The 14,317-nt window shown below is 34.4% G+C and carries 12 protein-coding genes; 11 read left to right on the top strand and 1 reads right to left on the bottom strand.

The window, feature by feature from the left end; translation table 11 throughout:
• Positions 1-74 precede the first annotated feature (74 nt).
• The 5 genes from JG553_RS00175 to tuf all read left to right on the top strand — a co-directional run bounded on the left by JG553_RS00175 (position 75) and on the right by tuf (position 4,981).
• The gene (locus JG553_RS00175) at positions 75-329 is read left to right on the top strand and encodes a ribosomal L7Ae/L30e/S12e/Gadd45 family protein (RefSeq protein ID WP_000031892.1); all 255 of its coding nucleotides are present in this window, start codon (positions 75-77) and stop codon (positions 327-329) included.
• 97 nt (positions 330-426) lie between these two features.
• Positions 427-840 carry a 30S ribosomal protein S12 gene (gene rpsL / locus JG553_RS00180; RefSeq protein WP_001142337.1) on the top strand — a complete coding sequence of 138 codons (414 nt, stop codon included), beginning with the start codon at positions 427-429 and terminating at the stop codon, positions 838-840.
• A 65-nt stretch (positions 841-905) separates the two neighbouring features.
• Positions 906-1,376: a 30S ribosomal protein S7 gene (gene rpsG, locus JG553_RS00185; RefSeq protein WP_001137495.1), complete on the top strand. Its 471-nt coding sequence runs from the start codon at positions 906-908 to the stop codon at positions 1,374-1,376.
• A 122-nt stretch (positions 1,377-1,498) separates the two neighbouring features.
• Positions 1,499-3,580 (top strand): elongation factor G, encoded by a 2,082-nt coding sequence (fusA, locus tag JG553_RS00190; RefSeq protein WP_000090315.1) that lies wholly within the window; start codon positions 1,499-1,501, stop codon positions 3,578-3,580.
• A gap of 216 nt (positions 3,581-3,796) precedes the next feature.
• Positions 3,797-4,981 (top strand): elongation factor Tu, encoded by a 1,185-nt coding sequence (tuf, locus tag JG553_RS00195; RefSeq protein WP_001040568.1) that lies wholly within the window; start codon positions 3,797-3,799, stop codon positions 4,979-4,981.
• Positions 4,982-5,262: 281 nt separating this feature from the next.
• Here the strand turns inward: tuf and JG553_RS00200 are convergent, their stop codons facing one another.
• On the bottom strand, positions 5,263-6,438 hold the full coding sequence (locus tag JG553_RS00200) for a M20 family metallopeptidase (protein ID WP_000887915.1): 1,176 nt from the start codon (positions 6,436-6,438) through the stop codon (positions 5,263-5,265).
• A 170-nt stretch (positions 6,439-6,608) separates the two neighbouring features.
• Between JG553_RS00200 and JG553_RS00205 the strand changes: the two genes are divergently transcribed.
• From JG553_RS00205 to JG553_RS00230, 6 genes are all read left to right on the top strand, one after another.
• Positions 6,609-7,796: a glycine C-acetyltransferase gene (locus JG553_RS00205; protein ID WP_000250824.1), complete on the top strand. Its 1,188-nt coding sequence runs from the start codon at positions 6,609-6,611 to the stop codon at positions 7,794-7,796.
• Positions 7,797-8,061: 265 nt separating this feature from the next.
• Positions 8,062-8,940: a glyoxalase III HchA gene (hchA, locus tag JG553_RS00210; RefSeq protein ID WP_000076404.1), complete on the top strand. Its 879-nt coding sequence runs from the start codon at positions 8,062-8,064 to the stop codon at positions 8,938-8,940.
• Positions 8,941-9,098: 158 nt separating this feature from the next.
• The gene (locus JG553_RS00215; RefSeq protein ID WP_000122340.1) at positions 9,099-10,736 is read left to right on the top strand and encodes a ribulokinase; all 1,638 of its coding nucleotides are present in this window, start codon (positions 9,099-9,101) and stop codon (positions 10,734-10,736) included.
• A 213-nt stretch (positions 10,737-10,949) separates the two neighbouring features.
• Positions 10,950-11,915, top strand: a complete 966-nt coding sequence (locus JG553_RS00220) for an NAD-dependent epimerase/dehydratase family protein (RefSeq protein WP_000723301.1) — start codon at positions 10,950-10,952, stop codon at positions 11,913-11,915.
• Between the two features lie 334 nt (positions 11,916-12,249).
• Entirely contained in the window at positions 12,250-13,326 is a 1,077-nt protein-coding gene (locus tag JG553_RS00225) for a branched-chain amino acid aminotransferase (protein WP_000076036.1), read from the top strand.
• 249 nt (positions 13,327-13,575) lie between these two features.
• Complete coding sequence (locus JG553_RS00230; protein WP_000454784.1) at positions 13,576-14,259, top strand: HAD family hydrolase; 684 nt, start codon at positions 13,576-13,578, stop codon at positions 14,257-14,259.
• The last annotated feature ends 58 nt before the right edge of the window (positions 14,260-14,317 follow it).

Below are 14,317 nucleotides of genomic sequence, written 5' to 3' on the forward strand. Positions count from 1 at the left end.
AATGTTGACGAATTCTCTTGTTCAATGTTAATATATTAAAGGTTGATGCAAGCAGAACTTTGGAGGATAAATTATTGTCTAAGGAAAAAGTTGCACGCTTTAACAAACAACATTTTGTAGTTGGTCTTAAAGAAACGCTTAAAGCGTTAAAGAAAGATCAAGTTACATCTTTGATTATTGCTGAAGACGTTGAAGTATATTTAATGACTCGCGTGTTAAGCCAAATCAATCAGAAAAATATACCTGTATCTTTTTTCAAAAGCAAACATGCTTTGGGTAAACATGTAGGTATTAACGTCAATGCGACAATAGTAGCATTGATTAAATGAGAATTAGTAAGTGTTTTACTTACTAAATTTTATTTAACCTAAAAATGAACCACCTGGATGTGTGGGATTAAAAAGTGAAGAGAGGAGGACATATCACATGCCAACTATTAACCAATTAGTACGTAAACCAAGACAAAGCAAAATCAAAAAATCAGATTCTCCAGCTTTAAATAAAGGTTTCAACAGTAAAAAGAAAAAATTTACTGACTTAAACTCACCACAAAAACGTGGTGTATGTACTCGTGTAGGTACAATGACACCTAAAAAACCTAACTCAGCGTTACGTAAATATGCACGTGTGCGTTTATCAAACAACATCGAAATTAACGCATACATCCCTGGTATCGGACATAACTTACAAGAACACAGTGTTGTACTTGTACGTGGTGGACGTGTAAAAGACTTACCAGGTGTGCGTTACCATATTGTACGTGGAGCACTTGATACTTCAGGTGTTGACGGACGTAGACAAGGTCGTTCATTATACGGAACTAAGAAACCTAAAAACTAAGAATTTAGTTTTTAATTAAATCTTAAACTTAAAATATTTAATATAAGGAAGGGAGGATTTACATTATGCCTCGTAAAGGATCAGTACCTAAAAGAGACGTATTACCAGATCCAATTCATAACTCTAAGTTAGTAACTAAATTAATTAACAAAATTATGTTAGATGGTAAACGTGGAACAGCACAAAGAATTCTTTATTCAGCATTCGACCTAGTTGAACAACGCAGTGGTCGTGATGCATTAGAAGTATTCGAAGAAGCAATCAACAACATTATGCCAGTATTAGAAGTTAAAGCTCGTCGCGTAGGTGGTTCTAACTATCAAGTACCAGTAGAAGTTCGTCCAGAGCGTCGTACTACTTTAGGTTTACGTTGGTTAGTTAACTATGCACGTCTTCGTGGTGAAAAAACGATGGAAGATCGTTTAGCTAACGAAATTTTAGATGCAGCAAATAATACAGGTGGTGCCGTTAAGAAACGTGAGGACACTCACAAAATGGCTGAAGCAAACAAAGCATTTGCTCACTACCGTTGGTAAGATAAAAGCTTTTACCCTGAGTGTGTTCTATATTAATGAATTTTCATTAAGCGTTCATGCTTAGGGCATCGCCATATCTATCGTATTTATTCAGTAATATAAACTGGAAGGAGAAAAAATACATGGCTAGAGAATTTTCATTAGAAAAAACTCGTAATATCGGTATCATGGCTCACATTGATGCTGGTAAAACGACTACGACTGAACGTATTCTTTATTACACTGGCCGTATCCACAAAATTGGTGAAACACACGAAGGTGCTTCACAAATGGACTGGATGGAGCAAGAACAAGACCGTGGTATTACTATCACATCTGCTGCAACAACAGCAGCTTGGGAAGGTCACCGTGTAAACATTATCGATACACCTGGACACGTAGACTTCACTGTAGAAGTTGAACGTTCATTACGTGTACTTGACGGAGCAGTTACAGTACTTGATGCACAATCAGGTGTTGAACCTCAAACTGAAACAGTTTGGCGTCAGGCTACAACTTATGGTGTTCCACGTATCGTATTTGTAAACAAAATGGACAAATTAGGTGCTAACTTCGAATACTCTGTAAGTACATTACATGATCGTTTACAAGCTAACGCTGCTCCAATCCAATTACCAATTGGTGCGGAAGACGAATTCGAAGCAATCATTGACTTAGTTGAAATGAAATGTTTCAAATATACAAATGATTTAGGTACTGAAATTGAAGAAATTGAAATTCCTGAAGACCACTTAGATAGAGCTGAAGAAGCTCGTGCTAGCTTAATCGAAGCAGTTGCAGAAACTAGCGACGAATTAATGGAAAAATATCTTGGTGACGAAGAAATTTCAGTTTCTGAATTAAAAGAAGCTATCCGCCAAGCTACTACTAACGTAGAATTCTACCCAGTACTTTGTGGTACAGCTTTCAAAAACAAAGGTGTTCAATTAATGCTTGACGCTGTAATTGATTACTTACCTTCACCACTAGACGTTAAACCAATTATTGGTCACCGTGCTAGCAACCCTGAAGAAGAAGTAATCGCGAAAGCAGACGATTCAGCTGAATTCGCTGCATTAGCGTTCAAAGTTATGACTGACCCTTATGTTGGTAAATTAACATTCTTCCGTGTGTATTCAGGTACAATGACATCTGGTTCATACGTTAAGAACTCTACTAAAGGTAAACGTGAACGTGTAGGTCGTTTATTACAAATGCACGCTAACTCACGTCAAGAAATCGATACTGTATACTCTGGAGATATCGCTGCTGCGGTAGGTCTTAAAGATACAGGTACTGGTGATACTTTATGTGGTGAGAAAAATGACATTATCTTGGAATCAATGGAATTCCCAGAGCCAGTTATTCACTTATCAGTAGAGCCAAAATCTAAAGCTGACCAAGATAAAATGACTCAAGCTTTAGTTAAATTACAAGAAGAAGACCCAACATTCCATGCACACACTGACGAAGAAACTGGACAAGTTATCATCGGTGGTATGGGTGAGCTTCACTTAGACATCTTAGTAGACCGTATGAAGAAAGAATTCAACGTTGAATGTAACGTAGGTGCTCCAATGGTTTCATATCGTGAAACATTCAAATCATCTGCACAAGTTCAAGGTAAATTCTCTCGTCAATCTGGTGGTCGTGGTCAATACGGTGATGTTCACATTGAATTCACACCAAACGAAACAGGCGCAGGTTTCGAATTCGAAAACGCTATCGTTGGTGGTGTAGTTCCTCGTGAATACATTCCATCAGTAGAAGCTGGTCTTAAAGATGCTATGGAAAATGGTGTTTTAGCAGGTTATCCTTTAATTGATGTTAAAGCTAAATTATATGATGGTTCATACCATGATGTCGATTCATCTGAAATGGCCTTCAAAATTGCTGCATCATTAGCACTTAAAGAAGCTGCTAAAAAATGTGATCCTGTAATCTTAGAACCAATGATGAAAGTAACTATTGAAATGCCTGAAGAGTACATGGGTGATATCATGGGTGACGTAACATCTCGTCGTGGACGTGTTGATGGTATGGAACCTCGTGGTAATGCACAAGTTGTTAATGCTTATGTACCACTTTCAGAAATGTTCGGTTATGCAACATCATTACGTTCAAACACTCAAGGTCGCGGTACTTACACTATGTACTTCGATCACTATGCTGAAGTTCCAAAATCAATCGCTGAAGATATTATCAAGAAAAATAAAGGTGAATAATATAACTTGTTTTGACTAGCTAGCCTAGGTTAAAATACAAGGTGAGCTTAAATGTAAGCTATCATCTTTATAGTTTGATTTTTTGGGGTGAATGCATTATAAAAGAATTGTAAAATTCTTTTTGCATCGCTATAAATAATTTCTCATGATGGTGAGAAACTATCATGAGAGATAAATTTAAATATTATTTTTAATTAGAATAGGAGAGATTTTATAATGGCAAAAGAAAAATTCGATCGTTCTAAAGAACATGCCAATATCGGTACTATCGGTCACGTTGACCATGGTAAAACAACATTAACAGCAGCAATCGCTACTGTATTAGCAAAAAATGGTGACTCAGTTGCACAATCATATGACATGATTGACAACGCTCCAGAAGAAAAAGAACGTGGTATCACAATCAATACTTCTCACATTGAGTACCAAACTGACAAACGTCACTACGCTCACGTTGACTGCCCAGGACACGCTGACTACGTTAAAAACATGATCACTGGTGCTGCTCAAATGGACGGCGGTATCTTAGTAGTATCTGCTGCTGACGGTCCAATGCCACAAACTCGTGAACACATTCTTTTATCACGTAACGTTGGTGTACCAGCATTAGTAGTATTCTTAAACAAAGTTGACATGGTTGACGATGAAGAATTATTAGAATTAGTAGAAATGGAAGTTCGTGACTTATTAAGCGAATATGACTTCCCAGGTGACGATGTACCTGTAATCGCTGGTTCAGCATTAAAAGCTTTAGAAGGCGATGCTCAATACGAAGAAAAAATCTTAGAATTAATGGAAGCTGTAGATACTTACATTCCAACTCCAGAACGTGATTCTGACAAACCATTCATGATGCCAGTTGAGGACGTATTCTCAATCACTGGTCGTGGTACTGTTGCTACAGGCCGTGTTGAACGTGGTCAAATCAAAGTTGGTGAAGAAGTTGAAATCATCGGTTTACATGACACATCTAAAACAACTGTTACAGGTGTTGAAATGTTCCGTAAATTATTAGACTACGCTGAAGCTGGTGACAACATTGGTGCATTATTACGTGGTGTTGCTCGTGAAGACGTACAACGTGGTCAAGTATTAGCTGCTCCTGGTTCAATTACACCACATACTGAATTCAAAGCAGAAGTATACGTATTATCAAAAGACGAAGGTGGACGTCACACTCCATTCTTCTCAAACTATCGTCCACAATTCTATTTCCGTACTACTGACGTAACTGGTGTTGTTCACTTACCAGAAGGTACTGAAATGGTAATGCCTGGTGATAACGTTGAAATGACAGTAGAATTAATCGCTCCAATCGCGATTGAAGACGGTACTCGTTTCTCAATCCGTGAAGGTGGACGTACTGTAGGATCAGGCGTTGTTACTGAAATCATTAAATAATTTCTAATTTCTTAGATTTTATATAAAAAGAAGATCCCTCAATCGAGGGGTCTTTTTTTAATGTGTAAATTTTGTAATGGCTATTCGATTTAGAAGAACAATAATTGATGAAAGACTGACTAATAAAACTTATAACTGATAATACTGTTTAAATAAAATTGTTGAGTCTTGGACATTGTAAAATGCTCCCTTCAAAGTTTTCATTTTTTCAATGTCTACTTTGAAGGGAGCATTTCATTAGTTTATGTCTCAGATTCATATCTTTCAATTAATTTAAATGCTTAATTTGTTTTAAATACTTGCTCTAATTCTATGATTTTTAAAAATACAGCTACAGCGTATTTTAATGATTTTTCATCAATATCAAATTTGGGATTATGGTGTGGCGCTGTAATACCTTTACTTTCATTACCACAACCAGTCAGAAAGAATGCACCTGGTCGTACTTTCAAATAATGTGAAAAATCTTCTCCAATCATCATTAAATCTGATTCATTAAAGCGTACATGTAAGTCATTTGTTGCTTCTTTAATAACTTGATATGCTTTCTCGTTATTATGGACAGGCAAATACCCTTTAATATAATTCAAATCATAGTTAATATCATTTGCTATTGCTAAACCTTGTAGAAGCTTATCCATTTTGTCCATTACATGATTCTGTATATCTGAATCGAAAGTTCTAACTGTACCTTTACAAAATGCTTGATCAGGAATAACGCTATCTGTGGTGCCTGCTTGAATCATTCCAAATGAAAGTACAGCTTGTTTAACTGGATCGATCGTACGTGAAATTATTTTTTGTGCACTTAAAATGAACTCTGCCATGATTACTATTGGGTCAATGGTTTCATGAGGTTTGGCACCATGACCACCACGACCTTTAAATGTGACGCTAAATTCATCTGGAGAGGCCATGATTGCCCCCGCACGTGAATGAATAGTTCCAGTAGGATAACCACTCCATAAATGTGTACCGTAAATTCTATCTACATTTTCCAGACATCCAGCATCTATCATTTCTTGAGAACCACCTGGCATGATTTCTTCACCGTACTGGAATATTAATACAACATTACCTTCTAATAAATGTTTATGTTCATCTAAAATCTCTGCTACAGTAAGTAAAATTGCTGTATGACCATCATGCCCACACGCATGCATACATCCTGGATTTTTAGACTTATAAGGCACATCGTTTAATTCCTCGACAGGTAACGCATCAAAGTCAGCTCTTAATGCAATGGTAGGTCCTGTGCCCAAGCCTTTAAATGTGGCTTTGATACCATTGCGGCCGATAGGAGTTTCAATATCACAAGATAACTGGCTTAATTGGTTAACAATATAATCATGTGTTTGAAATTCTTCAAAAGATAACTCAGGATATTGGTGTAAATAACGTCTGAGTTGAATTGTTTTATTTTCTTTATTATTTGCTAGTTGGAACCAATCTAACACCCTTATCACTACTTTCTAAAATAATGTTTATAGTATAACATTTTATGAAATTATCGTACTAAATGATTGCTTTGAGATATTTTATCTATGAATGATAAGGCTTTCAAGTTATGTAGAATTACTGTATGATAAAGGTATTACCAAACAATACTTAAGGGGGATTATATACTGTGGTTCAATCATTACATGAGTTTTTAGAGGAAAATATAAATTATCTAAAAGAAAATGGTTTGTATAATGAAATAGATACAATTGAAGGTGCAAACGGACCAGAAATCAAAATCAATGGGAAATCATACATTAACTTATCTTCAAATAATTATTTAGGACTAGCAACAAATGAAGATTTGAAATCAGCTGCAAAAGCAGCTATTGATACACATGGTGTAGGTGCAGGCGCTGTTCGTACAATCAATGGTACATTAGATTTACACGACGAATTAGAAGAAACACTAGCAAAATTTAAAGGAACAGAAGCTGCAATAGCTTATCAATCAGGATTTAATTGTAATATGGCTGCTATTTCAGCTGTCATGAATAAAAATGATGCTATTTTATCAGATGAGCTTAATCATGCATCAATTATTGATGGATGTCGCTTATCTAAAGCTAAAATTATTCGAGTTAACCATTCAGACATGGATGATTTACGTGCGAAAGCAAAAGAAGCAGTTGAATCAGGTCAATACAATAAAGTGATGTATATCACTGATGGCGTTTTTAGTATGGATGGTGATGTGGCTAAATTACCTGAAATTGTAGAAATTGCAGAAGAATTTGGTTTATTAACTTATGTTGACGACGCTCATGGTTCAGGTGTTATGGGTAAAGGCGCTGGTACGGTTAAACATTTTGGTTTACAAGATAAAATCGATTTCCAAATAGGTACGCTTTCTAAAGCAATTGGTGTCGTTGGCGGTTATGTAGCAGGTACAAAAGAGTTAATAGATTGGTTAAAAGCACAATCACGACCATTCTTATTCTCTACATCATTAGCACCTGGGGATACCAAAGCAATAACTGAAGCAGTTAAAAAGTTAATGGATTCAACTGAATTACATGATAAATTATGGAACAATGCACAATATTTAAAAAATGGATTGTCAAAATTAGGATATGATACAGGTGAGTCAGAAACTCCAATTACACCAGTAATTATTGGTGATGAAAAAACAACTCAAGAATTTAGTAAGCGTTTAAAAGACGAAGGTGTCTATGTGAAATCTATCGTTTTCCCAACAGTACCAAGAGGTACAGGACGTGTAAGAAATATGCCTACAGCTGCACATACAAAAGACATGTTAGATGAAGCAATTGCGGCTTATGAAAAAGTAGGAAAAGAAATGAAGTTGATTTAATATTTATTTATTCCCACGGCAAATATTGTCGTGGGCTTTTTTTAATGTTTAGTTTATTAACAGTAAGTTCGTATATCAATGTTTAGTGCTCCCCAAAATTGAAGTTTGAATTTTAAAAGCATCTTGTAGAATTTAGTTGTATTTTTTTCAAAGAAATTCATTTTGATTATTTTTGATAATGAGCATTTTAATAGTAATACATGTTTATAGTGTGTAGTATATGTCTATACTAGTAGTAACTATATAGAGAAAGTAGGAATAAACTATGTCACAAGATGTAAATGAATTAAGTAAGCAACCAACGCCAGATAAAGCAGAAGATAACGCATTTTTCCCATCACCATATTCCCTTAGTCAATATACAGCACCTAAAACAGATTTTGATGGTGTTGAACACAAAGGTGCCTATAAAGATGGTAAATGGAAAGTATTGATGATTGCTGCTGAAGAGCGATATGTATTATTGGAAAATGGAAAAATGTTCTCTACGGGTAATCATCCTGTTGAAATGTTATTACCTTTACATCATTTAATGGAAGCAGGTTTTGACGTTGATGTTGCGACATTATCTGGTTATCCAGTTAAATTAGAATTATGGGCTATGCCAACTGAAGACGAGGCAGTTATAAGTACTTATAATAAATTGAAAGAAAAATTAAAACAGCCAAAAAAATTAGCAGATGTGATTAAAAATGAATTAGGACCTGATTCAGACTATTTATCTGTCTTTATCCCAGGCGGACATGCTGCAGTTGTTGGTATTTCTGAAAGTGAGGACGTTCAACAAACATTAGATTGGGCATTAGACAATGACCGCTTTATAGTTACATTATGTCATGGACCAGCAGCACTACTTTCAGCAGGGCTTAACAGAGAAAAATCTCCATTAGAAGGATACTCTGTTTGTGTCTTCCCTGACTCATTAGATGAAGGTGCAAATATTGAAATAGGTTATTTACCTGGACGCTTGAAATGGTTAGTTGCTGATTTATTAACTAAACAAGGATTAAAAGTAGTTAACGACGATATGACAGGAAGAACGTTAAAAGATCGTAAATTATTAACAGGTGACAGTCCTTTAGCTTCAAATGAGTTAGGAAAATTAGCAGTTAATGAAATGTTAAATGCAATACAAAATAAATAATTAAATATTAATTAGAGGAGCCTCATATGTAAATGTATGAGGGCTCTTTTTTTTGGCAAAATTTAAGTGATACTTGTAAAATAGAACCTATTATGAGTATGATTTAAGAAAACGCTTGCAAAACTAATAACCGCAACTAGCGATATGGAGGAAACATGATGTCTTATAGCATTGGAATTGATTATGGAACTGCTTCAGGCCGTGTGTTTTTAATTAATACAACTAACGGTCAAGTAGTATCAAAATTTGTGAAACCATATACACATGGTGTCATTGAGAGTGAATTAAATGGTTTGAAAATACCACATACATATGCACTTCAAAATAGTAATGATTATTTAGAAATTATGGAAGAAGGAATATCATATATAGTACGTGAATCAAAAATAGATCCAGACAATATAGTAGGTATTGGTATAGACTTTACTTCATCTACTATTATTTTTACTGACGAAAACCTTAACCCGGTACATAACTTAAAACAATTTAAAAACAATCCACATGCGTATGTGAAACTTTGGAAACATCATGGTGCATATAAAGAGGCAGAGAAATTATATCAAACTGCTATTGAAAATAATAATAAGTGGTTAGGCCATTATGGATATAATGTTAGTAGTGAATGGATGATTCCCAAAATAATGGAGGTCATGAATCGAGCACCAGAAATTATGGAAAAAACGGCTTATATTATGGAAGCGGGCGATTGGATTGTAAATAAATTAACTAATAAAAATGTACGCTCGAATTGTGGATTAGGTTTCAAAGCATTTTGGGAAGAAGAAACAGGGTTTCATTATGATTTATTTGATAAAATAGACCCCAAATTATCAAAAGTAATTCAAGATAAAGTATCTGCACCGGTTGTTAATATTGGTGAAGCAGTAGGGAAACTGGATGATAAAATGGCACAGAAATTAGGATTATCAAAAGAAACTATGGTAAGTCCTTTTATTATTGATGCCCATGCTAGTTTATTAGGTATTGGGTCTGAAAAAGATAAAGAAATGACTATGGTGATGGGAACAAGCACATGCCATCTTATGTTAAATGAAAAGCAACATCAAGTGCCAGGTATATCAGGTTCTGTAAAAGGAGCAATTATTCCAGAATTATTTGCTTATGAAGCGGGGCAATCAGCAGTAGGTGATTTGTTTGAGTATGTCGCTAAGCAAGCACCAAAGTCATATGTAGATGAAGCAGAAAATAGAAATATGACTGTATTTGAATTAATGAATGAAAAGATAAAACATCAAATGCCAGGTGAAAGTGGGCTCATTGCTCTTGATTGGCATAATGGAAATCGAAGTGTATTAAGTGATAGCAATTTAACAGGTTGTATCTTTGGATTAACTTTACAAACTAAGCATGAGGATATTTATAGAGCATATTTAGAAGCTACAGCATTTGGTACTAAGATGATTATGCAACAGTATCAAGATTGGCATATGGAAGTAGAAAAGGTATTTGCATGTGGCGGTATACCTAAAAAGAATGCTGTTATGATGGATATCTATGCGAATGTACTGAATAAAAAACTAATTGTTATGGATAGTGAGTATGCACCAGCAATAGGCGCAGCAATATTAGGTGCAGTCAGTGGTGGCGCACATAATTCAATTAATGACGCAGTTGATGCTATGAAAGAGCCAATTTTATACGAAATTAATCCAGAAGCGGAAAAAGTACAAAGGTATGAAACATTATTTAAAGCTTATAAGGCTTTACATGATATCCATGGTTATAAAAAAGCTAATATAATGAAAGATATCCAGAGTTTAAGAGTTGAGGGATAAAAAATTTAATTTGACAGTAATTAGCAATAATAAACGCTATAAATTACTAAAATCAATTAATACAACTAGAATTTCCATTTACAGAAATATCAGCAACATGTACATGTCATATATACAAGAAAGCGCTTTTATATTATAATTATTATGAAAATGAATATTATGTCCGCTTGTGATGGACTATAGCTATATAGAAGAGACAAAGGAGATATTTCTATGAAAAAAATTATGATTACTGGTGCATTAGGACAAATTGGTACAGAATTAGTTGTTAAGTGCAGAGAAATTTATGGGACAGATAATGTTCTTGCTACAGATATTAGGGAACCTGAAGCAGACTCACCTGTACAAAATGGACCATTTGAAATCTTAGACGTAACAGATCGTGACCGTATGTTTGAGTTAGTTAGGGACTTTGAAGCGGATAGTCTAATGCATATGGCAGCATTATTATCAGCAACTGCTGAGAAAAATCCAATTCTAGCTTGGGATTTAAATATGGGTGGATTAATGAATGCATTAGAAGCTGCAAGAACTTATAATTTGCACTTTTTCACACCAAGTTCAATTGGTGCATTTGGAGACTCAACTCCTAAAGTTAATACGCCACAAGTAACGATTCAGCAACCTACGACAATGTATGGTGTAAATAAAGTAGCTGGAGAATTATTGTGTCAATACTATTTCAAACGTTTTGGTGTAGATACAAGAAGTGTTAGATTCCCAGGTTTAATCTCGCATGTTAAAGAGCCAGGTGGCGGTACTACAGACTATGCTGTTGAAATATACTTCAAAGCAGTAAGAGAGGGTCATTATACAAGCTTCATAGATAAAGGCACGTATATGGATATGATGTATATGGATGATGCAATTGAAGCAATTATTAAACTTATGGAAGCAGACGACGCTAAATTAGAAACTAGAAATGGTTATAATTTGAGCGCAATGAGTTTTGATCCAGAGATGGTAAAAGAAGCAATTCAAGAATACTATCCCAATTTTACATTAGATTACGATGTTGATCCTATTAGACAAGGTATCGCTAATAGTTGGCCGGATTCTATTGATACAAGCTGTTCACGTGGCGAATGGGGATTTGATCCTAAATATGATTTAGCGAGCATGACTAAATTAATGTTAGAAGCTATTGAACAAAAAGATACTGTTAAAAATAATAACTAATCATTTCCATTCACTTTAATACACGGAATGATATTTTAAATTACTCTTTATTTTAATAAACTAGTGCATGAATTCTAATATTATTCATTATACTTATTGAATTCGCGAGCTTAGTTCATTTTAAAGTAAAGAGTTTTTTGTATGTAAAGTATATTAGTAAAACACAGATTACTTGTCTCTGTGAAATTAATACGTTTATACTAAAAGATATAGTCTTTCTAGAAATCTGTTAATTAATTTTGAATTTTTAGAAAATTTGTTGAACAGCAAAATATGGATTGTTATAATTTAAGTTAAACAAATTCTTATACAATATTATTAGGAGGCAATCACCATGTCACAAGCAGTTAAAGTTGAACGACGAGAAACATTAAAACAAAAACCAAATACATCTCAACTAGGTTTTGGTAAATATTTTACTGATTATATGTTGAGTTATGATTATGATGCAGATAAAGGATGGCATGATTTGAAGATAGTACCTTATGGTCCTATTGAAATTTCACCTGCTGCACAAGGTGTTCATTATGGTCAATCGGTATTCGAAGGATTAAAAGCATATAAAAGAGATGGGGAAGTTGCACTTTTCCGTCCTGAAGAAAATTTTAAGCGTCTTAATAACTCGTTAGCACGATTAGAAATGCCTCAAGTAGACGAAGCAGAATTGTTAGAGGGGCTAAAACAATTAGTTGATATTGAAAGAGATTGGATTCCTGAAGGGGAAGGTCAATCATTATATATTCGTCCATTTGTTTTTGCAACAGAAGGGGCACTTGGCGTTGGTGCATCACATCAGTATAAATTATTAATTATTTTATCTCCTTCAGGTGCATATTATGGTGGTGAAACTTTAAAACCAACTAAAATCTATGTAGAAGATGAATATGTGCGTGCTGTTCGTGGCGGTGTAGGCTTTGCAAAAGTTGCAGGTAACTATGCGGCAAGTTTATTAGCACAAACTAATGCAAATAAATTAGGTTATGACCAAGTATTATGGCTTGATGGTGTTGAACAGAAATATATCGAAGAAGTTGGTAGCATGAACATTTTCTTCGTTGAAAATGGCAAAGTAATTACACCAGAGTTGAATGGCAGTATTTTACCTGGTATTACACGTAAATCTATTATCGAATTAGCTAAAAACTTAGGATATGAAGTCGAAGAGCGCCGCGTTTCAATCGATGAATTATTCGAATCATATGATAAAGGTGAGTTAACAGAAGTATTTGGTAGTGGTACTGCAGCAGTTATTTCACCTGTGGGTACATTGAGATACGAAGATCGTGAAATCGTTATTAATAATAATGAGACTGGTGAAATTACTCAAAAATTATACGACGTCTATACTGGTATTCAAAATGGTACTTTAGAAGATAAAAATGGTTGGAGAGTCGTTGTACCAAAATATTAATAAAAATTGAATATAATCATGAAAACAATATGCAAAAGTTAATCATGACTAAAATCCCTTTCAATGAAGCGAAGCATGGTAATAAATTAAGTTTACAATGTTTATTGTTAAGTATTGAAGGGGATTTCACTTATTATTATATTTAATTCAATATTTAAATAGAACAATACTACGAGTTCATTTTCAGGGGATAACGAATATCATAGAATCAGCATAATACGAAATAAATAAATAGGAGTATTGATATCAATGGAATGGATATTATTTGATAAAGATGGTACGTTAATTGAATTTGATAGAAGTTGGGAAAAAATAGGGGTACGATTTGTACAATCATTGCTTGAGACTTTCCCAGTACATAATAAAGAAGCTGCTTTAAGACAACTCGGTGTCATTAAAGAATCTATTGATCCAAAATCAGTGATGGGTTCAGGATCTTTACAACAAATTATCCAGGCATTTAATGATGTGACGGGACAAGATACAACCGACTGGTCCAAGTCAACAAGTCAAAAGCTGGTAGATGAACGTATTCCTGAAATTAATTGGGTAGAAGGTGTTAAAGAAGCACTTATCGATTTGAAAGCAAAAGGCTATCAACTTGGTATTGTTACGAGTGATACTAAAAAAGGTGTAGAACAATTTTTAGCACATACCAATGCTACCTCGTTGTTCGATTTGATCATTTCTACCGAAGCGGATGCCTATGAGAAGCCAAATCCTAAAGTATTATCGCCTTTATTTGAGCAATATAATGTAGATCCTCAGAAAGTAGCTATAGTAGGAGACACTGCTAATGATATGAAGACAGCAAGTAATGCAAATTTAGGTATGGCAATAGGTGTATTAACAGGTATTGCAACAAAAGAAGAATTACATGAAGCTGATATTATTTTAAATAGTGCGGCAGATATTTTAGAAGCTTTAAATTAAAAAGAAAGACATAGTGTATATGTGAATTAATGTATTCGATAGAATTGATAAAATAATC

The organism is Staphylococcus sp. T93, from assembly GCF_016743875.1.
Lineage (GTDB): Bacteria > Bacillota > Bacilli > Staphylococcales > Staphylococcaceae > Staphylococcus > Staphylococcus aureus.

Coding starts and splice junctions, on each gene's coding strand:
- fusA (WP_000090315.1), top strand. CDS start 1,499: ATGGCTAGAGAATTTTCATTAGAAAAAACTCGTAATATCGGTATCATG.
- JG553_RS00220 (WP_000723301.1), top strand. CDS start 10,950: ATGAAAAAAATTATGATTACTGGTGCATTAGGACAAATTGGTACAGAA.
- JG553_RS00230 (WP_000454784.1), top strand. CDS start 13,576: ATGGAATGGATATTATTTGATAAAGATGGTACGTTAATTGAATTTGAT.
- hchA (WP_000076404.1), top strand. CDS start 8,062: ATGTCACAAGATGTAAATGAATTAAGTAAGCAACCAACGCCAGATAAA.
- rpsL (WP_001142337.1), top strand. CDS start 427: ATGCCAACTATTAACCAATTAGTACGTAAACCAAGACAAAGCAAAATC.
- tuf (WP_001040568.1), top strand. CDS start 3,797: ATGGCAAAAGAAAAATTCGATCGTTCTAAAGAACATGCCAATATCGGT.
- rpsG (WP_001137495.1), top strand. CDS start 906: ATGCCTCGTAAAGGATCAGTACCTAAAAGAGACGTATTACCAGATCCA.
- JG553_RS00225 (WP_000076036.1), top strand. CDS start 12,250: ATGTCACAAGCAGTTAAAGTTGAACGACGAGAAACATTAAAACAAAAA.
- JG553_RS00215 (WP_000122340.1), top strand. CDS start 9,099: ATGTCTTATAGCATTGGAATTGATTATGGAACTGCTTCAGGCCGTGTG.